The organism is Virgibacillus alimentarius, from assembly GCF_017874635.1.
Lineage (GTDB): Bacteria > Bacillota > Bacilli > Bacillales > Amphibacillaceae > Virgibacillus_B > Virgibacillus_B alimentarius.
On sequence record NZ_JAGIKX010000041.1, the window covers coordinates 1 to 22,218 of the forward strand.

The 22,218-nt window shown below is 37.8% G+C and carries 21 protein-coding genes and 1 pseudogene; 14 read left to right on the top strand and 8 right to left on the bottom strand.

Annotated elements, in window-relative coordinates; genetic code table 11:
* Together J2Z81_RS16100 and J2Z81_RS16105 are read left to right on the top strand one after the other, a co-directional pair.
* A pseudogene (locus tag J2Z81_RS16100) lies at positions 1 to 349 on the top strand (hypothetical protein); the annotation flags it as partial.
* Positions 350 to 395: 46 nt separating this feature from the next.
* Positions 396 to 752 (top strand): YetF domain-containing protein, encoded by a 357-nt coding sequence (locus tag J2Z81_RS16105; protein ID WP_319023847.1) that lies wholly within the window; start codon positions 396 to 398, stop codon positions 750 to 752.
* A 14-nt stretch (positions 753 to 766) separates the two neighbouring features.
* Here J2Z81_RS16105 and fdhD read toward each other — a convergent pair whose 3' ends face one another.
* Both fdhD and J2Z81_RS14205 read right to left on the bottom strand, forming a co-directional pair.
* The gene (gene fdhD / locus J2Z81_RS14200; RefSeq protein WP_029266109.1) at positions 767 to 1,570 is read right to left on the bottom strand and encodes a formate dehydrogenase accessory sulfurtransferase FdhD; all 804 of its coding nucleotides are present in this window, start codon (positions 1,568 to 1,570) and stop codon (positions 767 to 769) included.
* A 389-nt stretch (positions 1,571 to 1,959) separates the two neighbouring features.
* Complete coding sequence (locus tag J2Z81_RS14205) at positions 1,960 to 3,549, bottom strand: BCCT family transporter (protein WP_029266107.1); 1,590 nt, start codon at positions 3,547 to 3,549, stop codon at positions 1,960 to 1,962.
* A 227-nt stretch (positions 3,550 to 3,776) separates the two neighbouring features.
* Here J2Z81_RS14205 and J2Z81_RS14210 point away from each other — a divergent pair, with 227 nt between their 5' ends.
* From J2Z81_RS14210 to J2Z81_RS14225, 4 genes are all read left to right on the top strand, one after another.
* Positions 3,777 to 4,361: a GbsR/MarR family transcriptional regulator gene (locus tag J2Z81_RS14210; RefSeq protein WP_226374288.1), complete on the top strand. Its 585-nt coding sequence runs from the start codon at positions 3,777 to 3,779 to the stop codon at positions 4,359 to 4,361.
* The gene (locus tag J2Z81_RS14215; protein ID WP_226371633.1) at positions 4,354 to 5,247 is read left to right on the top strand and encodes a BKACE family enzyme; all 894 of its coding nucleotides are present in this window, start codon (positions 4,354 to 4,356) and stop codon (positions 5,245 to 5,247) included. The genes J2Z81_RS14210 and J2Z81_RS14215 overlap by 8 nt, the downstream gene beginning before the upstream one ends.
* 1 nt (position 5,248) lies before the next feature.
* A complete protein-coding gene (locus J2Z81_RS14220; RefSeq protein ID WP_029266103.1) occupies positions 5,249 to 6,226 on the top strand; it encodes a 3-hydroxyacyl-CoA dehydrogenase NAD-binding domain-containing protein in 978 nt (325 codons plus the stop codon).
* 426 nt (positions 6,227 to 6,652) lie between these two features.
* A complete protein-coding gene (locus J2Z81_RS14225) occupies positions 6,653 to 7,129 on the top strand; it encodes a thioesterase family protein (protein WP_029266101.1) in 477 nt (158 codons plus the stop codon).
* A gap of 48 nt (positions 7,130 to 7,177) precedes the next feature.
* On the opposite strand, the gene J2Z81_RS14230 is transcribed toward J2Z81_RS14225, so the two are convergent.
* Both J2Z81_RS14230 and gdhA read right to left on the bottom strand, forming a co-directional pair.
* Entirely contained in the window at positions 7,178 to 7,897 is a 720-nt protein-coding gene (locus J2Z81_RS14230) for an NAD-dependent deacylase (protein ID WP_029266099.1), read from the bottom strand.
* Positions 7,898 to 7,999: 102 nt separating this feature from the next.
* Positions 8,000 to 9,382 (bottom strand): NADP-specific glutamate dehydrogenase, encoded by a 1,383-nt coding sequence (gene gdhA / locus J2Z81_RS14235; RefSeq protein ID WP_029266097.1) that lies wholly within the window; start codon positions 9,380 to 9,382, stop codon positions 8,000 to 8,002.
* Between the two features lie 261 nt (positions 9,383 to 9,643).
* Here gdhA and J2Z81_RS14240 point away from each other — a divergent pair, with 261 nt between their 5' ends.
* The 5 genes from J2Z81_RS14240 to J2Z81_RS14260 all read left to right on the top strand — a co-directional run bounded on the left by J2Z81_RS14240 (position 9,644) and on the right by J2Z81_RS14260 (position 15,207).
* Positions 9,644 to 10,552, top strand: coding sequence for a LysR family transcriptional regulator (locus J2Z81_RS14240; RefSeq protein WP_029266095.1), 909 nt, complete (start codon positions 9,644 to 9,646; stop codon positions 10,550 to 10,552).
* Positions 10,553 to 10,980: 428 nt separating this feature from the next.
* A complete protein-coding gene (locus J2Z81_RS14245; protein ID WP_226371637.1) occupies positions 10,981 to 13,215 on the top strand; it encodes a ribonucleoside-diphosphate reductase subunit alpha in 2,235 nt (744 codons plus the stop codon).
* Entirely contained in the window at positions 13,212 to 13,646 is a 435-nt protein-coding gene (locus J2Z81_RS14250) for a flavodoxin (protein WP_226371634.1), read from the top strand. The genes J2Z81_RS14245 and J2Z81_RS14250 overlap by 4 nt, the downstream gene beginning before the upstream one ends.
* Positions 13,627 to 14,670 (top strand): ribonucleotide-diphosphate reductase subunit beta, encoded by a 1,044-nt coding sequence (locus J2Z81_RS14255; protein WP_029266089.1) that lies wholly within the window; start codon positions 13,627 to 13,629, stop codon positions 14,668 to 14,670. The genes J2Z81_RS14250 and J2Z81_RS14255 overlap by 20 nt, the downstream gene beginning before the upstream one ends.
* A gap of 114 nt (positions 14,671 to 14,784) precedes the next feature.
* A complete protein-coding gene (locus J2Z81_RS14260) occupies positions 14,785 to 15,207 on the top strand; it encodes a DUF4064 domain-containing protein (protein ID WP_226371635.1) in 423 nt (140 codons plus the stop codon).
* Between the two features lie 175 nt (positions 15,208 to 15,382).
* Here J2Z81_RS14260 and J2Z81_RS14265 read toward each other — a convergent pair whose 3' ends face one another.
* The gene (locus tag J2Z81_RS14265; protein ID WP_226371636.1) at positions 15,383 to 16,519 is read right to left on the bottom strand and encodes an N-acetylmuramoyl-L-alanine amidase; all 1,137 of its coding nucleotides are present in this window, start codon (positions 16,517 to 16,519) and stop codon (positions 15,383 to 15,385) included.
* Positions 16,520 to 16,763: 244 nt separating this feature from the next.
* Here J2Z81_RS14265 and J2Z81_RS14270 point away from each other — a divergent pair, with 244 nt between their 5' ends.
* The 3 genes from J2Z81_RS14270 (at position 16,764) to J2Z81_RS14280 (ending at position 19,085) form a co-directional block, all read left to right on the top strand.
* Entirely contained in the window at positions 16,764 to 17,369 is a 606-nt protein-coding gene (locus J2Z81_RS14270; protein ID WP_029266083.1) for a superoxide dismutase family protein, read from the top strand.
* Between the two features lie 107 nt (positions 17,370 to 17,476).
* Entirely contained in the window at positions 17,477 to 17,638 is a 162-nt protein-coding gene (locus tag J2Z81_RS15920; RefSeq protein WP_084178887.1) for a putative holin-like toxin, read from the top strand.
* 259 nt (positions 17,639 to 17,897) lie between these two features.
* Positions 17,898 to 19,085, top strand: a complete 1,188-nt coding sequence (locus J2Z81_RS14280) for an MFS transporter (protein ID WP_029266081.1) — start codon at positions 17,898 to 17,900, stop codon at positions 19,083 to 19,085.
* 50 nt (positions 19,086 to 19,135) lie between these two features.
* Here the strand turns inward: J2Z81_RS14280 and J2Z81_RS14285 are convergent, their stop codons facing one another.
* Genes J2Z81_RS14285 through J2Z81_RS14295 form a run of 3 tightly spaced genes read right to left on the bottom strand, consistent with a single transcriptional unit; the run spans position 19,136 to position 21,992 of the window.
* Positions 19,136 to 20,995 (bottom strand): ABC transporter permease, encoded by a 1,860-nt coding sequence (locus J2Z81_RS14285; RefSeq protein WP_029266079.1) that lies wholly within the window; start codon positions 20,993 to 20,995, stop codon positions 19,136 to 19,138.
* A gap of 35 nt (positions 20,996 to 21,030) precedes the next feature.
* A complete protein-coding gene (locus tag J2Z81_RS14290; protein ID WP_029266077.1) occupies positions 21,031 to 21,222 on the bottom strand; it encodes a hypothetical protein in 192 nt (63 codons plus the stop codon).
* Between the two features lie 17 nt (positions 21,223 to 21,239).
* The gene (locus J2Z81_RS14295) at positions 21,240 to 21,992 is read right to left on the bottom strand and encodes an ABC transporter ATP-binding protein (protein WP_029266075.1); all 753 of its coding nucleotides are present in this window, start codon (positions 21,990 to 21,992) and stop codon (positions 21,240 to 21,242) included.
* Between the last annotated feature and the right edge of the window lie 226 nt (positions 21,993 to 22,218).

A 22,218-nucleotide genomic window follows, 5' to 3' on the forward strand; every position in this document is an offset into this window, starting at 1 on the left:
GAAGGGTAACGGAGTTACGCTCAAAGTGTTATTAGGTAGATTGAAAATAATTAATAAGAAAATATTTAAGACTAAACATATTATACGAGGGGGAATTTTGGTGGATTTAAGTTTTATTTGGAAAGCTGTCCTCATCGTTGTTGCGGGGACATTTTTCTTACGTGTTGCAGGCAGAAAATCCGTTTCCCAGTTGACGATTGCCCAAACAGTACTAATCATTGCAATTGGAACATTGCTGATACAGCCAGTAGTTAGCAAAAATATTTGGACAACGTTTGCAGTTGCAGGGGTCCTTGTATTAACAATACTTATAATGGATTATGTTCAAATAAAAAAAAGACAGTACTGAAAATTTAATTACTGGGAAGTCGAAAGTCTTAATAGAGAATGGTGTAATAAATGAGGAAAATTTAAAAAAGGTTAAGTTGACTGTTGATCAACTAGAAATGAATTTAAGGCAAAAAAACATAAAGAAAATAAGTGATGTGAAATGGGCTACACTGGAGATGAATGGACAAATGGGTTACATGCTGAAAGAAGAGGCACAACCAGTGACAAAAGCTGAGTTTCAGCAATTAATGTCAAATGTACAGCAAATTTTAAATGAATTGCAGACCAACTCTATTCCATATGGTCAAAACCAGCAAACAAATTCAATAAGGAACCAAATGCAGACAAATAATCAGGATGATCTATTCAGCGAGGTCAAACAGCAAGGGCATAAAAATACCCCGCCTGAACACTTGCAATAACGGGGTAAACTTGTTTATAATTGTGTGGTCTCATGGATACGATAAGAATTTGTATAAATATTCATTTTAGTTCCTCTGACGAATCCAGCGATTGTAATTCCAAGGTCATTTGCCAGCTTTAGAGCTAAGTCAGTAGGAGCAGATTTGGAAATGACGATACCTATTCCAATTTTCGAGACCTTCAATAGTACTTCAGACGAAATACGGCCGCTAAATGTTATCAATTTATCGTCAAGCGGAATTTTTTTTTCTAATATCGTACCATATACTTTATCAAGCGCATTATGTCTTCCTATATCGGTTTGAATGGTTATCATTTCATTGGGTGCGCATAGTGCTGCATTGTGGACACCACCGGTTTTTATGAAATCTTTTGAGTGATTTTGGAGTTCCTCCATACGTGCAAATGCCTGTGAAATGGTGATAGTTTGGCGGCTCATTACTGTTTTAGCTGTTTTCACATCATTTTTAAAGTAAAATTGTCGGCTTTTTCCACAGCACGACCCAATAAATCGCTTAGAATGATCTTGCTGGTCTTCCTTTTTTATTGGCCGCTTAAGTTCAACATAAGCAAATCCCCGTTCTTGATCCATTTGAATGGCGTCGATTTCCTCAATGAATCGAATGACTCCTTCTGATGCAAGAAAGCCAATTAAGAGTTCACGAAGATTAGTTGGTGAACATACCATCGTGGCAAATTCTTCTCCGTTCAGGATAATGGTTAACGGATATTCCGTGGCGATTTCATCCCTTTCCACTGACAAATGGTTTTTAGTGAATCGTATAACATCCCACTCATTTTGAGTTGTTTCTGTCATATCTGATACCTCCTCTCCGAGAGGATGTTTATAAAGATACCAACCAAACATGATTGTTGGTAACGTTCATGTACATATATTCTATCGTTTATTTATTTGCTAGATAAGGTGTTTCGTATTTGGATTGTTCTTGTAATGCACAGCTGAGGCAGCAATGAGCCAACGGTTTTTTATTTTATCCATCATATCTTCCTTTTATTAATATTGTTGTATTTAAACTTGCGTTAAGCTATATGGAAAATTTTAACATAAATGAACACCTTTTTTGAAAGAATTTTCTAACTAATCATATCACGAAAACGCCTTCCTAACAACTAAGCTATTGTATTTTATTTGGAAGTAAAAAAACAACGGAAAATGAGAAATATACTCACAATCCGTTGTTTGCGTTAATCATATCTTTCATACGATTTTTTTGTGTTTTTTTGATCAATGTAAATAACTGGCGACTCATAATCTTTTGATGCTCTAATATCATCGTTCGATGCTTTAATAAAAGACCATGCTAGCAAAAGCATGATGAATATGACAGGGAACCCCGCTACGATGCTTGCTGTTTGTAATGTTTCCAGGTCACCAAGGAACATTAGTACAAGGGGCAATAAACACAATGTAAATGCCCAAAAAAGTCGATTCCACCGTAATGGTTCTGATTGCACTTCTTTTTGAACGACAGACGCCAAAATATAAGAAGAGGAATCAAAGGTTGTTGCTAAAAAGATAATTGCTAAAATAGTGAATATAGGTACAATCAGCTGTGCCAATGGCAATTCATGCAAAATAGCGATGATAGCTGCAGGAGCTCCATGTTCGTTCATAAACCCGATAACATCTAAATTACCGGTTAATTGTAGATAAAGACCGAAATTGCCTAAAATCCCAAAAAATAAGACGCTACCAATGGTACCATAAATCATCGTTCCAAGAATCATTTCGCGTATGGTTCTGCCGCGGGAGATTCTAGCAACAAATAGTCCAACAAAAGGTGCGTAGACTACCCACCAGGCCCAGTAAAAAATCGTCCATGACTCAGGGAAACCCGTTTTTTTGAAGCCTGCTAGATCACCAAATGGCTCTAACCATGTAGCCATACTAAAGAAGTTATCGAGAATGATTCCGATACTCGTGAAGGTCGTTCTGCTAATAAACACAGTTGGTCCAAGTACAACAACAAATACTAGAAGGAACAGTGCTAGCCATAAGTTAATATCACTAAGGAACTTAATCCCTCTGCGTAAACCGGAATAAGCGCTTATTGCAAAAATCGTTGTACAAAGAAGCATAATTATCGTTTTTAAGCCAAGTGTAATGGGGATGCCCGTTATATCGTGTATTCCTTCGGCAATCATTGGAGTGCCAAGCGCTAATGTGGTACCAGCGCCACCCATAAGACCAAACATAAATAATACATCAATGATCACACCGAGAGGCCCATCAATTTTATTTCCTAAAACAGGGCGCACAGCTTCACTTATTTTGAGAACAGGGGTTTTACGTACATAATAAAAGTAAGCGATTGGTAAAGCAGGTAATGTATAAATTGCCCATGCAAGGGGGCCCCAGTGAAAAATACCATAAGAAGTTGACCAAGAAATTGCCTCTTTTGATTCTGGTGTTATTCCGAAGGGAGGACCTTGATAATAGTAAGCCCATTCAATCATTGCCCAATAAAGAATACTAGAACCTATTCCAGCCGCAAAGAGCATAGCTGCCCAAGAAATGGTTCCAAATTCTTTTTTCTCATGTTTATTTCCGAGTTTTACATTTCCGTTTTTGCTAAAGGCAACGAATAATAAAAAGAAAAATGCTGCTAGTCCAACAAGTAAATAAAGGGCACCAAACTTTTCCGTCATAAAGTTATTTGCCATATCTACGATTACTGCACCAGAGTCTGGAAACAACATGAGTGGAATAGATACTGCCAATATTAAAAATAAAGCCCCAATAAATGTAGGCCAATCGATTAATTTTGACTTCATGTCATCCATCCTTTCGACAGTTAGTATACCTTAGATGAGCGAATTTATAAAGCAAAAATAAAAAACATAAGCGTGTTTATAAACTTTATATATTTTTTTGTTTATAAAGTTTATATTGTTTATACTCTTTTTTTCTCTATTATCCTTTGAATTACTATGTTAGATAGCATTTTTAAATTAAATTTAAAAATGATACAGTGACTAAAGAATGAAAAAGGGGAATAAAAATGACTAGTAATGAAATTAATAATACTAATAATGAAGAAAAAATTGACGATGTTAAATCACAATTCATAGAAAAAATAACAGATAATATGCACTCTTTTGGCGTATCAACAACCGTTGGCCGCGTCTTAGGAATTATCTATATGGAAAGAAAGCCAATGACGTTAGATGAATTATCTAACGAAACGGGAATGAGTAAAACACGAATGAGTCAAGTAGTTCGCGAAATGATTGATTTAAATATCGCGTCAAGAGTTTTTCGCAAAGGCGTACGTAAAGATTTATATGAAGTTGAGCAGGATTACTATCAGACTTTTGTTTCTCTTTTTACATCTACATGGCATAAAGCAATTAATAAAAATAAACACTTTGAGCAGAAATTGCAATCGAAGCTTCAGGATTTGCAAAGTGAGCGTAATTTGTCAAAACCTGACGAACAAGCGGTGAACGAGATTTTAATAGAAATTCGTGATTGGATGGATTATTATGATTGGATTCGCCGTTTAATAAGCTTTTTTGAAAGCGGAGAAGTGTTTAAGCATGTTCCAAAAAACACCCATGAATTAGGAGGCAATGGAAATGAATAAAAATGTAATCTTATCCTGTGCGGTAACAGGAGCTGGAGAAACAACCGAAAAGAGCTCTCATGTACCCATTTCACCAAAAGAAATTGCTGACTCAGCAATTAAAGCTGCAAAAGCAGGAGCTACAATTGCTCATATCCATGTTCGTGATCCGAAAACAGGAAAGTTAAGTCATGATATTAGCCTATTTCAAGAAGTCGTTGAACGTATCCGGGAAGCCGATACAGATGTCATTATCAATATTACAGCAGGCGGTGGTGGAGACTGGGTGCCGAGTGACGAAGATCCGACAAAAGGCGGAGAAGGCACAGATATTCAAACGCCTGAAGAGCGTCATGAACCTGTGGGGTTATTACTCCCAGAGATCTGTACGCTGGATTGCGGCAGTGTTAATTTTGGCGATCAAATTTATATAAGCCCTGGTCCATGGCTTAGAAGACAAGCACAATTAATTAAAGAAAGCGGTGTGAAGCCAGAACTAGAATGCTTTGATACCGGACATATTCGCTTTGCTAACCAATTAGTTCAAGAAGGTTTAGTGGAAGGAAGTCCTTTATATCAATTCTGTTTAGGTATTCCATGGGGAGCAGATGCTGATGCAGAAACAATCGCTTATATGAAAACGCGTATTCCAGAAAATGCAAACTGGGCTGCTTTTGGAATCGGCCGTATGCAAATGCCAATGGTTGCAGAATCCGTTTTGCAAGGCGGAAATGCTCGTGTAGGATTAGAGGATAATCTTTATTTAAAGAAGGGACAGCTAGCAACCAATGAGCAACTCGTAGATAAAGCAGTGGGTATCATCCAGAGCCTAGGTGCTGATATCATGTCCCCAGCAGATGCACGTGAATTCTTAAATTTACAAAACCCTAATAGAAAGGCCGAATAACATGACAGAGAAAATGACAACATCTACGATTAAAAACATTACCGTTGTAGGAACGGGGGTTATAGGGAATGGCTGGATTACCCGTTTTTTAGCGAATGGTTTTCAAGTAACCGCTTATGATCCAGACCCTGCTGCAAGAGAGCAAACGAAAGAAGCAGTGGCAAATGCATGGCCATCCATGGAGAAAATTGGCTTGCATGCGGAAGCATCCATGGATCATTTATTTTTCGAAAGTGATTTGAAAGAGGCAGTAAAACAGGCAGATTTTATTCAAGAGAATGTTCCAGAACGAGAGGCTTTAAAGCGGCAAGTGATTTCCGAAATTGATCGGTATGCACCAAAAGGAACAGTTATTGCGTCAAGCACATCGGGGATTTTGCCGAGCAGCTTACAGGCGGATTGTGTAAATGCTCCGGAGCGTGTTCTTGTTGCTCATCCTTTTCACCCCGTCTATCTCATGCCATTAGTAGAAGTAGTTGGCGGAGAAAAGACAGAGCTACGTTATATTGAAAATGCTAAGTTTATTTACAACAGCCTTAAAATGAAGCCACTTGTCATTGAGAAGGAAATTGAAGGGCATGTGGCGGATCGTTTGATGGAAGCTATTTGGCGTGAAGCGCTGCATATTGTGAATGATGGAATTGCTACTACGGAAGAAGTAGATGCCTCCATTGTTTATGGACCAGGTCTAAGATGGGCCTTAATGGGTCCTTTTCTAACGCTACATATGGGCGGGGGCAAACAAGGCATGCGCCATATGCTTGAACAATTTGGACCTGCATTGAAACTTCCTTGGACCAAGTTGGAAGCTCCAGAATTAACAGATGAACTGGCTGAAAAAGTGATCACGGGCTGTGAAAAGCAAACAGCAGGTACAAAAATGGAAAATCTTGAACAACGGCGTGATCAGTTCTTAATTGAATTACAGAGTCTGTTAGAAAAATACTGGCCTGCAGCGAACCTTAATAAAACACTTTAACGATAAGTCCGTAAAAGACCTGCAGCAGTGATATGCCAAGCGAAAAAGGCTTAGATATGTGATTGGCAAGATCCAATTTGTTTAAAAAAGGCATCACTAACCAGACCCAGCAAATAAATGGAATTTACTGGAGATTACTTAAAAGGATTTAGAAGCTATTCAAGATACTGAAGAAAGCGTTGCTTTTCCTGACTGACATGGCGTATCAACTGGTACCTTGCCCGTGTCAGCTGTTGTAACGCAACGTACTGTTCTTCTTTTACAACCGTCATGGAGCGTCCAAGTGATTAACATATGATGCAGATGATAAACGCCTTCATGAAAAATAGCACAAACGGAGTGACAAAGCTTGTATACTTCTAAAATGAATCAGAATCAATAGGCAGAAAATCAATGCTTAAATATACGATACGAGGAGGTATGTATATGCAGGAAGTAAAAGCAATCTTAAAAGGGAATGTAAAAAAAGAGTGGATTGATTATAATGGACATATGAATGATGCAGACTATGTTCGTGTATTTAGTTTAGGGATCGATGCTTTCATGAGTTTGATTGGTATAGACGAGCAATTCCGAGCAGAAAAGCAGTATACCATTTTCACCTTAGAAAATCATGTATGTTATTTAGATGAGATGAAATTAGATGAGTCATTTGAGGTATATTTTCAAATGCTTGACTGTGATGAAAAACGCATTCATATTTTCTTAGAATTATATGGGGATGATGGGAAACGTGCTGCCACTAGTGAACAAATGTTAATGGGAATGAACCAAAAAAACGGAAGGCCAGCCCCTTTTCCACAGGAAGTATGGGACAGGGTGAGAGAACTTACAAGGAATTATACACCGAAGGAGAAACCAAAAGAAGCCGGACGTGTTATAGGTATCAACCGAAAAAAATAAGGTTGTCTCAGGAGGGTGATTCCTTCATGAGACAACCTTTTTTTGGTTCTACAGCAAAGCGTTTGTTTTTGTTAATACTTCTTTAATACTTTGGTCCCGAACGATATAATCTGCATCGTCATCATACGGTGTAGGTTCTCGATTGATAATGGCTAATTTTGCCCCATTTTGCTTGGCGTGTAAAGGGAACATATTTGCTGGGCTGACAGATAAGGAGGATCCAAGGACAATAAAGAGGTCAGCTTGCAGGGACTCCAGTTCTGCTTTGAGAAACGTTTCCTCTGGCAAGGTTTCACCAAATAATACAATTCCAGGGCGAACTAAACCTCCACAAGCAGGGCAGTTTACATCTCCTGATAAATAATTCTTCCGTTCATGCGTTTTTTTGCACTGATGGCAATGAAAACTGCGAAAAGTGCCGTGCAGCTCCATCACGTTTTGGTTTCCGGCATCATGGTGAAAACCATCGACATTTTGTGTGATAATGCCTTTAATGACATCTGCTTTTTCCCATTTTGCCAAGATGGTATGTCCCTCGTGTGGCTGGTATTTATTTATTTCCGAAAGGCGGAAACGATAGAAATCAGTAAATTCTTCTTGGTTGTGCTTGAGTGCATCCACATTTGCTAACTCATCCGGGTTAAATTTTGTCCAGAGCCCGCGCTCTTTCGATCTAAAGTCTGGTAATCCGCTTTCCGTTGACATGCCAGCCCCTGTAAAAACAATTGTGTACTTGGATGCAGTTAATAAATCGACGAATTCCTGCATATATCATCATCCTTTTATTATATTTTAAACATAGGAAAAAACCTGTAAGGTCCTAACTTACAAGTTTCATCAATTTTTGTATTTGTTTGTGATCTTTATTCTTTAAATAATGCCTTGATCAATCATTGCGTCTGCAACCTTAATGAACCCGGAAATATTGGCACCAGCTATTAAATTGCCTTCCTGGCCGTAATCCTTAGCAGCTGTTACACAATTATTGTAAATGTTTTTCATGATTTCATGTAATTTTTGATCTACTTCTTCAAAGCTCCAAGCCATTCGCATGCTGTTTTGTGCCATCTCTAATGAAGAAACGGCTACACCGCCTGCGTTTACTGCTTTTGCTGGTCCAAATAGTACATTATTTGATTGGAAAACCCGAATAGCTTCCGCAGTTGATGGCATGTTTGCACCTTCTGCTACAATTTTTACACCATTATCCAGCAATTGATTTGCTGAATCTTGATCGATTTCATTTTGTGTAGCACATGGAAGTGCGACATCACAAGGAATGGACCAGATGCCAGAACATCCGTCGAAGTATTTTGCCTCTGGATGGAACTGTAAATAGGAACTAATGCGGTCATTATTTACTTCTTTAATTTGCTTCACTGTCTCTACATTAATTCCATTTTCATCATAGATATAACCGCAAGAGTCACTGCATGCTACAACCTTCGCACCGAGGCTGATTGCTTTTTCTATGGCATAAATAGATACATTTCCTGATCCGGAAACAACAACTGTACAATTTTCCAATGACATATCTTGGTCTTTTAACATTTCTTGAACAAAGTAAATAGTACCGTAGCCAGTTGCTTCTTTACGTCCTATACTGCCGCCGTACCCTAAGCCCTTTCCGGTTAAAACTCCAGCTTCAAAGCGTCCTTGGAGTCTTTTATATTGGCCAAACATATAGCCGATTTCTTTGGCTCCGACACCAATGTCCCCGGCTGGTATATCAATGTCAGGACCGATATGCTTGGAAAGTTCGGTCATAAAGCTTTGACAAAAACGTCTAATTTCGGCGTCCGTTTTCCCTTTTGGGTCAAAGTCAGCTCCCCCTTTTCCACCACCAATAGGCTGGCCTGTAAGGGAGTTCTTAAAAATTTGCTGAAGTCCCAGAAACTTTACAATACTAGCATTAACGGATGGGTGAAAACGTAATCCACCTTTATAAGGGCCAATTGCACTATTAAATTGAACACGATATCCACGGTTTACTTGGACTTTTCCATAGTCATCTACCCATGGCACGCGGAATGTAATGATTCTTTCAGGTTCTGCAATTCGTTCCAGTATTCCATTTTCCATATATGTTGGATGTTTCACAAAGACGGGGGTAAGTGATTCGAATATTTCTTTTACAGATTGGAGGAATTCTTGTTCATGTGGGTCCCGATGTTTGATCGTTGCATAGACATTTTTTAAATATTCTTTTGCTTTTTGCTCATCTGTTAAAGAATTTTTCTTAATAAGATCCATCATGTATATAGCCTCCTTTTCTTAAATGTATGCTTATTCTTGTTACGCTCAATAAAAACATTCATATAAAGGCAAAAAATCGTTTTATAACGATTTATAGCTTTCAAATATTCGGGTTTTTTGAGTAAATGTTTAATTTTGCCCCTAGTGATTGAATTTTCTATTATATAACTACTTTACACAAATATCGTTATCTAAACAATATAAATTATAGATTTAATCAATGCCAATATGAGATAATGAGATAAAGGGGTGATTAAATTGGAACTAAGACAGATTAAATATTTTATAGAAGTAGCGAAGCGAGAACATGTGACAGAGGCTGCAGATGCTCTGCACGTTGCACAATCAGCAGTAAGTCGGCAAATCTTTAATTTGGAAGATGAATTAGGTGTTGATCTTTTTATCCGGGAAGGCCGGACCGTTCGATTAACCCCTATTGGACGAATTTTCTTAGAACATATGGAACAAGCAATAAATGTGATTGATGATGCCAAACAGGTAGTAGAAGAATATACAGATCCTGAGCGAGGTGCAATTCATGTAGGCTTTCCGAGCAGTTTATCTACCTATATATTACCCACCGCTATATCTGCCTTTCATGAGCAATACCCAAATGTTAAATTTCAGCTGCACCAAGGATCTTATCATGATTTAACAGAAGCTGTTATTAAAGGTGACATTAATATGGCATTATTAGGCCCTCTTCCTACAAAATATAAAAAGAAAATAAAGGGGACGATATTGTTTAGCGAAAATATTATTGCTTTGTTACCGACCAGTCATCCACTGGCAGAAGAACGATCCCTAAAGCTGAACCAGCTGCAAAATGAGACGTTTATTTTGTTTCCAAATGGGTATATACTTCGTGAAATTATTGAAGAAGGTTGTCAACAGCTTGGTTTTAAACCAAAAGTTGTTTTTGAGGGAGAAGATATTGATGCAATAAAAGGATTAGTATCTGCTGGACTCGGTGTTTCACTCGTTCCGGAAATAACGTTAGTAGATAATTTGCCGCGTGCATCAGTTAAGCTTCCTATTATCGAGCCAAATATAACGAGGACAGTAGGAGTAATTATACCAACGGAGCGTAAATTGCTTCCTACAGAAAAGCTATTTTATGAGTTTTTGAAAGACTTTTTCATGAGGTTGGAGAAATTTCAGAATTAGTCATGTTCTATTGCATTCTTCCCTTTTCTGTGATAGTCTTTTTATACAACATCTTGTTATGGAGCATTCATTTTAATACTATATATGGTGTTGGGGGCGAAGTATCGTCCATACGATTTATGCTGTGATTTAGAGGGGAATCTCAGTGAAAAAACAGAAACATACCCTGGCGAATGTGCCTGCTTACGAAAAAACATCCACTAAGTTTGCCTACTTTATAGTAGCATGCTGGGATGATTTTTTGGCGGGAAAATGCGCAAAGTTTGTTAATTTGTCAAAAACCTTCATTTTCATTTCTTTGGGTTGAGAAAACATAAAACAATCGATATAATGATTATTTCTGTCAACTAGAGTATTCATCCAGAGAAATGGGAACTTTTGATTATACATAATAGATACTTTCTTAAGGAGGATCAGTCATGTGTGCGATGATGACGGTAAATGAAAACGAACAGGAAAAGGTATTACGTTTGATCGGAAATTTAGCTCAAGATCTTTCAATAAACATAGACTACTATTTAGAAAAATCGACTAGGGCTGTTAAAAATAATATGTCCGATGAGGCAGCAACTGAGATTTTGATTAAAAATGCACTTGAAAATATTGATGAGGCGAGTCCGGCGTGGACATTTCTAGCTAGCAGACTTTACCTGCAAACACTTTATAAGAAGGCTGCTAATAATAGGGATTATGACGCCGGATTAAAATATGGCAGTTTTTATGAGTTGGTAAAATTGCTGACAGATGAAGGTATCTATTCAGCACATATTATGGATAAGTATTCAGAAGAAGAAATAAATTATTTCGCAGGAAAGATTGAGCCAGAACGGGATTTCCTGTTTGATTATCTTGGTTTATATACATTGGCTACAAGATATCTAGCAACGGATCATGATAAAAACATTTATGAACTTCCACAAGAGCGTTGGATGATTATTGCGATGTACTTAATGCAAGATGAGGATAAGTCAAAGCGGAGCAGTTTAGTAGAAGAAGCTTACTGGGCGCTTAGCAATCTTTACATGACGGTGGCAACGCCAACACTAAATAATGCCGGAAAATCACACGGACAGCTTTCCAGTTGTTTTATAGATACAGTGGATGATAGTTTGCAGTCGATTTACGACAGTAATACTGACATTGCAAAGTTATCGAAAAATGGCGGCGGAATTGGCGTTTATATGGGTAAAATCCGTAGCCGGGGTAGTTCCATTAAAGGATTCAAAGGGATGTCTAGTGGTGTCGTTCCATGGATTAAGCAATTGAATAATACTGCTGTTTCCGTGGATCAATTGGGGACTAGAAAAGGTGCGATTGCCATTTACCTAGATGTTTGGCATGCAGATATTGAGGCCTTCCTGGATCTGAAGTTAAATAACGGGGATGAGCGAATGAGAGCCCATGATATTTTCACAGGTGTTTGTTTGCCGGATTATTTTATGGAACAAGTGGAAAACCGTGGTGACTGGTATTTATTTGATCCACATGAAGTAAGGCAAGTGATGGGTTATTCTCTTGAGGACTTTTATGATGAGGAAAAAGGAAGCGGTAGCTGGCGTGAGAAATACGAAGCATGTGTTCAATCTGAATTGCTTTCCAAGAAGAAAGTACCTGCGATTGATATTATGAAGCGCATCATGAAGTCGCAGCTCGAATCTGGTACACCGTTTATGTTTTACCGGGATGAAGTAAATCGGACGAATAACAACAATCAAAGCGGAATGATTTATTGCTCAAACCTTTGTACAGAAATTACGCAAAATCAGTCACCTTCTGAGTTTTTAGAGGAATTTGTAGAACAAGAGAATACAATCGTCAAAAAATATAAGACGGGAGATTATGTAGTTTGTAACTTAAGTTCTATTAATCTAGGAAAGGCTGTACCGGACCAAGTTTTAGAGCGACTTATTCAAATTCAAGTTCGCATGCTTGATAATGTAATCGAGATTAATACACTGCCAATTAAACAAGCGCAATTAACAAACCAAAAATACCGTGCGATTGGACTTGGTACATTTGGGTGGCACCATTTACTTGCTCTTGAAAATATTAAATGGGAGTCAGAAGAAGCTGTAGATTATGCAGATGATCTGTATGAAAAGATCGCTTATTTAACAATCAAGAAAAGCATGGAATTAAGTAAAGAAAAAGGAAGCTATCCTGCCTTTGAAGGAAGCCAGTGGCAGACAGGTGAGTACTTTACAAATAAAAACTATGATAGTACGAAGTGGTCTGAATTACAAAAAGACGTTACTGAACACGGAATACGCAATGGTTATTTAATGGCTGTTGCACCAAACTCAAGCACGGCAATAATTGCTGGTTCTACTGCAAGTATCGATCCTATATTTAAATCTTTCTATAATGAAGAAAAGAAAGATTTTAAAATACCGAAAACTGCACCGGATTTAGATCATAAGACATATGATATTTACAGAAGATCTGCTTATATCGTTGACCAAAGATGGTCTGTGAGACAAAATGCTGCACGCCAGAAACATATTGACCAAAGTATTTCATTTAATTTTTATGTACCACACACCATCCGGGCTTCCGTATTGTTGAATCTGCATTTGCAGGCATGGAAAGAAGGACTTAAAACAACTTATTATGTACGATCAACCTCAAACGATATTGAGGAATGTGAGTGGTGTGAAAGTTGAGGATTTTAGTTGCCTATCTATCTTATAGTGGTAACACGGAAGAAGTTGCAGAGCGGATTAATCACTTATTAAGTCAGGAAGGGAATGATGTGGACATGCACCGCATTGGCATCGACCCTCCTGTTGATGCAGAATCTTATCAATATATTTTTCTAGGTACGTTCACATGGGAGATGGGAGCTACGCCAGATGAAGTGAAGGATTTTGTATTAGAGGTAGGCTATAAGCCAGAAAATGTTGCTGTTTTTGGCACTGGAGATACACAGTTTGGTGGGGATGATCTGTTTTGCAGGGCTGCTGAAAAACTTGCTGTGTTTTATCACAGTAAGTGGCCGGCATTAAAAATAGAACAGTCTCCACGTGGTTTTCAGGAAACCTATATTGAACAATGGTTAGAAGGAGTGCTGGGAAATGTCAGAAGTTATGCTTGAAAAAGCAAAAACATTAGAGCCTAGAAATCCAAATAAATCGACAGGGGTATTTGGAGGGAAATCGAGCGGAATATTAAATTGGAATGACATTGCATATCCGCATTGGTATAAAATGTATAAGAGGCTAATAGGAAATTACTGGCAAGCTGATGAGGTGAATATGTCAGGAGATGTTAAACAATTTCCTAGTTTAAGCAAAGAAGAGCAGGATGCCTATTTAAAAATAATTGGACTTCTGTCTACACTAGATGGTCCGCAGACGAGAACGGCACTATTATTGTCATTATATGCGACAGACCCATCGGTACAATCCATTATGGCGGTAATTGCACAGCAGGAAGCAGTGCATAATGAAAGTTATTCTTATGTTCTTTCTTCTGTCGTCTCCTTAGATGAACAAAATGAATCGTTCCAGCTAGGAAGAAAAGACCCTGTTTTGTTAAAAAGGAATGAAAATATTATTGGAACGTACAACGCATTTGTAGAAAATCCTACTATTGAAAACATTTTAAAGACAATGGTTTACACAGCATTACTTGAAGGTATGTTTTTCTATTCGGGATTTGCCTTTTTCTACAATTTAGCCAGACATAATAAAATGGTGGGTACTTCGACAATGATCAGCTATATTAATCGTGATGAACTAGAACATGGTCGCTTTATTGCTGAACTGTTCCGGGCAACACTAGCTGAAAACCCAGAATATAATACGGGTAGCTTTATTGAGTGGGTTTATGATCATTTTAAAGAGTCTGTTGAATTAGAAATAGAATGGTCTTCTTACGTACTTGCTGATGTAGAGGGTATTGATTTGATAGAAATGGCAGGGTATATAAAATATCGTGCAAATAAAATGCTGCGAATGATGGGATTAGAGGAGATTTATCCTGATCATGTAGAAAACCCAATGAAATGGATCCGTGCTTATGTTGATAATTTTGACGGAACGAAGACAGATTTCTTTGAGCAAAGATCTAGACAGTATACAAAAACAAGTGATTTGAATGGATTTGATGATCTATAAATAAGGTAGAGCCCTCGTTTATTTAGGGCTCTATTTTTTTGTCTTATGATTAGAGTTTCATTGTATAATGGACTATAATATAATAGAGAAGATATTATAAAAAGGTTGGTATAAATGAAACGAACAGTTGAAATTGTGTTAGCGATTATAGGAGCATTGCTATATGCTTTTTTTGCATTTATGGGTGGACTACTCATATGGGTACAAAACAATAAGGATGTCATGCGTGATATCTTTGAGGAAACACAGCAAGAAGCAGGTATAACAATGAACGAATTTAATTCGATGCTAGAAAGTATTGGCGGCGAAGGATGGATGCTTGCAATATTTTCTTCAGTTGCAGTGATCGTTGGGATCATCGCTATTGTATTTCTAAAGGGTAATAAGCGGCCAAAACCGGCTGGTATCATGTTAATAATAGTAGCAGTACTTTCCTTGATTTTATTAGGCTTTGGAACGTGGATCATTGCAATATTTTACGCCATTTGTGGGATTGTGGCACTCACACGGAAACCAAAGGGGGCAATGGAACAGTAAAAATAGCTACGCCCTAAGGTGCGTAACTAGGGTGCGGTGCTGTTATGTTTCTCTACTTTTTGGGATGGGATGCACTTCATATGTACTTTTTAGAATTTCCTGGGAAATAACGACAAAAAAAGTTATTTTATACGATGCCAAATAAAAAGAAGTAACTGGTAATCAGTTACTTCTTTTAATATGAATTAAAATAATTTTTTAGCCCATTTGTGATTCCGTTAGCTAGTCCATTTTGGTAATCTCCTGATTGGATCATCAATAAATCATCAGGATTCGTAATAAACCCTAATTCCAAAAGTATTGCAGGGTTATTATTTTCACGCATTACATGGAAATCTGCCTGATTGACACCGCGATCCTGCATATTTATATTTTGCATGATCGAAGAATGAATTTCATTGGCCAGCTCACGATCAGAGCTGTAAAATGTACTAAAACCACGAATTGTTTCAATTGGAAATGCATTATAATGCAAACTGATAAAAGCGTGCGTATTATACGAATGACTTAAATCAACTCTTTGATCCAGTGATAAGTAATGATCGCTCGTTCTGGTCACGATTACTGTCGCACCAGCGTTTCTCAATGACTGAGCAATACGATCCGTAATAGATAATGTTAAATCTTTCTCCGGGGCCCTATTTACCCCGATAGAGCCTGGATCTTTGCCACCATGTCCCGGATCAAGCATGATATTAATCCCTTCTAGTGATCCATTAGAAGCTACTGTTCCTTCACTGGATGGTGACTTTTCTTCGTTGGACGAGTTCGTTTTGGTATCTTGTTCTTGCTCTGAAGCAGTTTGTGCATTTGTTAACCAAGCGGCGATCCATCCAGTAGAGCCACCAGAGAGAGCAATTTGGTGCCAGTCACCTGATGTATCCTTTAGATTGTATGTATCACCGGCATTTGCAGTTCCAATAATCGAATGGTTTGTTCCTGCACCAGATCTAATATGTACATCATTTTCCATTACTTGGACTGTATTTGTTTGTTGCTGTTGTACATGATTCGGATCATTGCTTTGTGTTTTTCCTTCTGCAGGAGCTAAAAATTGAGATGCTACCCATACTTCCTTTCCATCATAATAAGTCAGAATCCAGCCATGTTTTTCTTGAAATGCAACAATTTTGTCTCCCTTGTTGAGCCTACCAATAATTTCCCCACTATGAGAAGGAGTGCTTCTAACATTCAGTGAAGAAGTACTAACTTGATAGGTTCGTCCATTTTCAGCATGACTATCAGATAGAAAAATAAAGAAAAATAGCAAAAAACTTAGACAAAATGTTATCAGGCGAGCAGTATTTTTCATTGCAATCCTCCTTGTTGTTAGTATAAAAGTTACCAAAACTAGCAATATTTAATATTAACCCTTTTACCATCTTTCTAAACATAGATTTTACTAAAGAAGGGAAAAAATGTAATATAATTAGTATAAATAATTTGTCTTTCAATAGCTAGTCCTTTTTATATTCATAAGCCATATGTTTAAATGGTACTGGAAATGTGAATAATGATTATAATTAAAACAATATACGAGAAGGGGAAATGTATGGATGAAGCGTGGTATATTGCTGTTTTTCATGACTTTATTGTTAGTTGTTTTAGTCGCATGCGGAAATAATGAGGAAAACACGAATGATGATTCCGATACGAAGTCAAAGGGCGAATCAGCTGAAACGGAAGAAGGACAAAGCTCTGAACCGGGTAAAGATCTAGTCCAAGTTGAACTAAAGGATACAGAAGGAAAAAAGATAGGAACAGCCATACTGGACGAAGGAGATGAGGGTGTCAATATCCAGCTGGATGCAGCTAAAATCCCTGAGGGAAAACATGGATTTCATATTCATGAAAAAGCCGCTTGTGAGACACCGGATTTTGAATCTGCAGGGGGGCATTTTAATCCTGATGATACAAATCATGGCATTGATGACCCTGATGGTCCCCATGCAGGTGATCTTCCCAACATTGAAGTGAATGAAGATGGATCTGTAAGTGAATCATTTGTTGCAAAAGGAGTAACGCTAGAGAAAAATGCGGAAAATAGTTTGCTGGATGGCGAGGGTACTTCTTTAGTCATTCATGCAGATGAGGATGACAATAAATCACAGCCCTCGGGTGACGCAGGAGATCGCATTGCCTGTGGTGTCATAGAGGAATAAATATGAAATCTGGGATTCATCTCAGATTTCATATTTTTTTAAGCAATAAAAAGAAGTTTAAATAAGAAAATAGAATATATGTTCCCTTTTTATTCATTTGTGATATAATGATAATAGATAAAGTTCTTTTTAGGCTTGGATCGGCTAACCCCGCGTGTAAGGGGGTGAAGCCTATTAGCGTATATGAAGCGTTAATGGTGATGGTTAGTTTCGGTACGCTTTTGATTGCATTAGTCGCTTTGGTCGTAACTTTAATAAATAAAAAATAGACCCTCCTATTCTTTGCATGTTAGTAAGGAGAGGTCTATTCGCTTCTATGCAGCCGATCCCTCTAAGGAACCGCTTATCTGTAGACCACAGTCCTGTCTGTGGTCTTTTAAATATATGAGAATCTAGTTAAATTATACCATATTCCCTTCGAATAAGACATATCTATATTTTGTTAATATATCCTGGTTCCGATGCGATTCATGTATTTATTGGCATATTCATGTATAATAGATTGAAATCAAATAAAGGGAGGCTTTCATGCATAGTAATGTACAACAGGCAGTAGCTCAAGATAAAATTTGGACACGTGATTTTATTTTGATTTGTCTTGCTAATTTTTTTATATTTTTAGGATTTCAAATGACATTGCCTACACTTCCAATCTTCGTTAAAGAACTAGGTGGAAGTGATCAACTAATCGGAATTATCGTCAGTGTATTTACTTTTTCTGCGTTAATTTTCCGTCCTTACGCTGGGCATGCATTGGAATCAAAGGGAAGACGCATTGTTTATATGACCGGACTAGCGATTTTTGTACTTTCTGTAGGCTCCTATGCATTTATAGTTAGTATGGCTTTGTTAGTATTCATGCGGATTATACAAGGAATCGGCTGGGGGTTTTCAACCACAGCAACCAGTACGATTGCAACGGACTTGGTACCGACAAAACGCCGCGGGGAAGGGTTAGGATACTTTGGCCTATCTGGGAATTTAGCTCTTGCCTTTGGCCCTGCATTAGGTTTATCACTCGTTGGCGTCATCTCTTTTACTAAACTATTTCTATTATGTGCTGCTCTTGGTTTGGTGGCATTATTACTATCCACAACGATTCGCTATAAAAAGGTGGAACAGTCTCCGAATAAATCTGTCACGGTAAAATTTGATATCTTCGAAAAAACAGCCATACCGCCATCTGTTTTGTTGTTTTTTATAACTGTAACATTTGGTGGCATTGCCTCATTCTTGCCCTTATACGCAGCAGAAAGAGGGCTTGGATCGATTGAATCTTATTTTCTTGTTTATGCTGTTTTTCTCATGGTATCTCGGACGTTTGCAGGAAGAATATACGATAAAAAAGGTCATTTGTACGTATTTCTCCCTGGTACGTTCATGATTTTTATAGCAATGCTTCTATTATCATGGCTGCCGAATACGCCTGTAATGCTTCTTGCTGCTGCAATCTATGGCCTTGGATTTGGGAGTGTACAGCCTGCACTGCAAGCGTGGGCGGTAGAGAAATCCCCGATGAACAGGAGAGGCATGGCTAACGCAACATTTTTCTCCTTTTTTGATTTAGGAGTTGGTATCGGTGCGATGGTGTTTGGCCAGCTCGCTTCGATGTTCGGTTATTATTCGATCTATTTAACTGCGGCGGGGTCAGTTCTGTTGGCGATGCTTTTTTATGTATCCCTCCTATGGAAGACCAGACAGCAAGTGCAATCATAAGTAAAAAAGTTGTCTCAAACGATCAGCCGTTTGAGACAACTTTTTTACATTTATTCCTCTTTAGGGAGGACAATGCGTTTATACATTTGGACCGTCATCACATAATAAATTCCATATATTAGGATAAAAATACTAATCGGAATCCAAATTTTTGTGTATGGTTCAATAATGATGAAAGAAAACATTTGCATACCGACTAATACGTGAACAAGGCCTATGATAGCAGGGAATAGGAAAACGAGAAACAGTTCCCTGTAAATCGATTTTGTTAGCACAGACCTTCGAACACCAATTTTCCGTAGCATGTCATAGCGCTGTATATCAGCGTTTGCACTTGATAGCAGTTTAAACATAAGCACACTGGCCATCATCATGAGAAAAGCAACTCCGAGGAAGAATCCCATAAAGATCGTTCCGTTTGAAAATCCTTTAATAGCTACGTAATTACTATATTTACTTCCTGTTGTTTCTGGTTTTTCTCCGGTCATGGATGCAGCTATTTCTTGCTGGCCTTTATCGATTTTCTCCAGCTTGGGGAGGGCTTCTTTGAAATCCTCAATCATAGCTGTAAATACGTGCTGTTCTTTTCCGTCTATTTTTTGAAAGTTTGTCTTATCATAGATATAAATATCCCGGCCTCCAAACATGTAAAAGCTTGTATTTAATTCCGTTGAAATGGCTGTATACCATCCCTCTGGCATAGCTTTCATTTGTTCATCTTCATTCCATGCATACTTCTCAGCAGGAAGCGAGGTTGCAACGCTTTTTGGCTCAGGTATTTCCTTTATTTCCGGGTTGAATTCCCTAATCAATGGCGGGTTATTTAGTAAGTCCTCTTTTAAAAAGTAAACACCATCCTTCTTTACTTTGTATCGATATTCATGTTGTTCTGTGATATTTAATGTTTCAATGATTTCCTCATCTGTTTCAGATGGCTGGTGAACGACGACATCATTGGTTTGAAACATGGATGATTGTTTTTCGATATTATGATAGAAAGAAATACCGGCAGTAAGTGCTCCTAATCCTAAGGCTATAAGCATGGTAACTGTGCCAAGTACTTTTGTTAAATTCATGACACGAAAACGCAGTTGTGCAAGGGTAAAAGCATTAAGTCCTTTTTCATTTAACGTACGAATTCCTTTTAATTTCTTAATAAAATAAGGTAAAAATGAAATAAAGATAAGATATGTCCCGATTGTGATTGTAATGGCTGCCAAGATCACCCCAAATTGCACTAATTTATCGATATGAATCATTGCATAGTAACCTACTGCAATCAGAGCAATTGCAAAAAATACGCCGATAATCGTGCGGCTGCCTTTCGTGTTAACTTCGTCATGTTTCCGATCGGCATGAAGTAATTCAAGAACGGATTGACGTGCAACTTTTACTGCGTTAACAATCGATGTTAAGGAAAACAAAATCACGTAAAAAATAACGGTTGTCATAATAGATGAAAGGTAAAAGGCTTCAAATCCTTCACCGGAGAAATCCAGCTGCCACATAAATAGTGACGCAATACCTTCAGCTAAACCAATACCAATTGCGATACCAATCAGCAAAGAAATCATTCCGATAAAGAACGTTTCAAAAAACATCATCTGTGCCACTTTATATTTCTTTGCCCCTAAGGTCATATACATTCCCATTTCCTTTTGCCTCATGGAAAGCATAAAGGATGTTGCATAAAAGATATAAAAGATCGTGATTGCAGCCAAAATAAATGTTCCGACATGAAAGACAAATACAATCGAACTAATCATAGCATTTGATTCAAGAAACACTTTATTTTGTGCTAGTGTTTGAAACATATAAAAAATCGCAATGGAAATCGTCAGTCCAAATAAAAGCACCAAATAATCTTTAAACGATTTCCGCATGCTGGAAAATGAAAGTTTAAATAACATATGAAATGATCCCTCCTAATGAAACGCCTAATGCGTTAGTTGCTAATAACTAAATAAGGGATATAGGTTATGATGTAGATAAATAATAAAGTGACTAGTAACGTCCATTTTATGTTTTTATATCCCTTTTTAAATAATTCAACAATAAATACAGAAAAAGAACCAAGCAGTGCGATCATGGAAATAATCAATAACACGACCTCCAGAACAAAAGAAAACTTTTCCATTTGCTCCCCCTCCTGTTTTATCCTGAAAATTCAGCGAGTACGTTGAGAATTTGTTGGTGAAATACCTCTCTTGTGCTGTTTCGATTGATTTCCTTGTATAACTTGCCGTCCTGTATAAACATAATCCGTTGACAGTAGCTCGCACTGAGTGGATCATGTGTCACGAGCATAATCGAAACGTCATGGTTCTCATTTAAATCCATGATTGTTTCCATTAAACTCTTGGCATTTTTAGAATCCAATGCACCTGTAGGCTCATCAGCTAAAATCATAGCAGGTTCATGGACTAATGCACGTGCAGCGGCAACCCGCTGTTTTTGCCCTCCGGATATCGTTACTGGATATTTCTTTAGAATGCTTTCGATCCCTAACCTTTGGGCTACTTTTTCGACATTTGGCTTAATCTTTTTGGACGAAACGCCTTGTAAAGATAAAGGCAGTGCAATATTTTCATAGACAGTCAAATTCTCCAGTAAATTAAAATCCTGAAAGATAAATCCGAGCTGTTCAGAACGAAAATCTGCCAGTTGATTTTGTTTCATCGAAGTAATATTTGTTCCGGCGATTTCAATGGTTCCTTCCGATGCATCATCAAGGGTAGAAATGACGTTTAATAATGTCGTTTTTCCGGCACCAGAAGGCCCCATAATGCCAACAAATTCGCCCTCGTTTATCGTAAATGAAACATGATCCAACGCATGATATTGGTTTTGGTTTTTCTTTCCGTATATTTTGTGAAGATTTTTTACTTGCAGTACTGGTTTACTCATTTTGTGACCTCCCTCTTAATCTATAACAAGTATAGCCACTGGTGTCTTGATGTAATATGTATTTATCTTTCATCAGTCTTACAGTTTTGTAAGATAAGTTCTCGGGCCGGTCACAAGTAAGTGACCGCCCGAGAACGGAAATATCAACCGAAGAACGGAAATATCAACCGAAGAACGGAAATATCAACCGAAGAACGGAAATATCAACCGAAGAACGGAAATATCA

What these genes read in the sequence shown, in the direction of transcription:
- J2Z81_RS14260 (WP_226371635.1), top strand. Translation starts at nt 14,785, where the DNA reads ATGAAACGAACAGTTGAAATTGTGTTAGCGATTATAGGAGCATTGCTA.
- gdhA (WP_029266097.1), bottom strand. Translation starts at nt 9,382, where the DNA reads ATGGATCTTATTAAGAAAAATTCTTTAACAGATGAGCAAAAAGCAAAA.
- J2Z81_RS14205 (WP_029266107.1), bottom strand. Translation starts at nt 3,549, where the DNA reads ATGAAGTCAAAATTAATCGATTGGCCTACATTTATTGGGGCTTTATTT.
- J2Z81_RS14285 (WP_029266079.1), bottom strand. Translation starts at nt 20,995, where the DNA reads ATGTTATTTAAACTTTCATTTTCCAGCATGCGGAAATCGTTTAAAGAT.
- J2Z81_RS14280 (WP_029266081.1), top strand. Translation starts at nt 17,898, where the DNA reads ATGCATAGTAATGTACAACAGGCAGTAGCTCAAGATAAAATTTGGACA.
- J2Z81_RS14255 (WP_029266089.1), top strand. Translation starts at nt 13,627, where the DNA reads ATGTCAGAAGTTATGCTTGAAAAAGCAAAAACATTAGAGCCTAGAAAT.
- J2Z81_RS14225 (WP_029266101.1), top strand. Translation starts at nt 6,653, where the DNA reads ATGCAGGAAGTAAAAGCAATCTTAAAAGGGAATGTAAAAAAAGAGTGG.
- J2Z81_RS14230 (WP_029266099.1), bottom strand. Translation starts at nt 7,897, where the DNA reads ATGCAGGAATTCGTCGATTTATTAACTGCATCCAAGTACACAATTGTT.
- J2Z81_RS14270 (WP_029266083.1), top strand. Translation starts at nt 16,764, where the DNA reads ATGAAGCGTGGTATATTGCTGTTTTTCATGACTTTATTGTTAGTTGTT.
- fdhD (WP_029266109.1), bottom strand. Translation starts at nt 1,570, where the DNA reads ATGACAGAAACAACTCAAAATGAGTGGGATGTTATACGATTCACTAAA.
- J2Z81_RS14265 (WP_226371636.1), bottom strand. Translation starts at nt 16,519, where the DNA reads ATGAAAAATACTGCTCGCCTGATAACATTTTGTCTAAGTTTTTTGCTA.
- J2Z81_RS14290 (WP_029266077.1), bottom strand. Translation starts at nt 21,222, where the DNA reads ATGGAAAAGTTTTCTTTTGTTCTGGAGGTCGTGTTATTGATTATTTCC.
- J2Z81_RS14295 (WP_029266075.1), bottom strand. Translation starts at nt 21,992, where the DNA reads ATGAGTAAACCAGTACTGCAAGTAAAAAATCTTCACAAAATATACGGA.
- J2Z81_RS14220 (WP_029266103.1), top strand. Translation starts at nt 5,249, where the DNA reads ATGACAGAGAAAATGACAACATCTACGATTAAAAACATTACCGTTGTA.
- J2Z81_RS14210 (WP_226374288.1), top strand. Translation starts at nt 3,777, where the DNA reads ATGACTAGTAATGAAATTAATAATACTAATAATGAAGAAAAAATTGAC.
- J2Z81_RS14215 (WP_226371633.1), top strand. Translation starts at nt 4,354, where the DNA reads ATGAATAAAAATGTAATCTTATCCTGTGCGGTAACAGGAGCTGGAGAA.
- J2Z81_RS14245 (WP_226371637.1), top strand. Translation starts at nt 10,981, where the DNA reads ATGATGACGGTAAATGAAAACGAACAGGAAAAGGTATTACGTTTGATC.
- J2Z81_RS15920 (WP_084178887.1), top strand. Translation starts at nt 17,477, where the DNA reads ATGATAATAGATAAAGTTCTTTTTAGGCTTGGATCGGCTAACCCCGCG.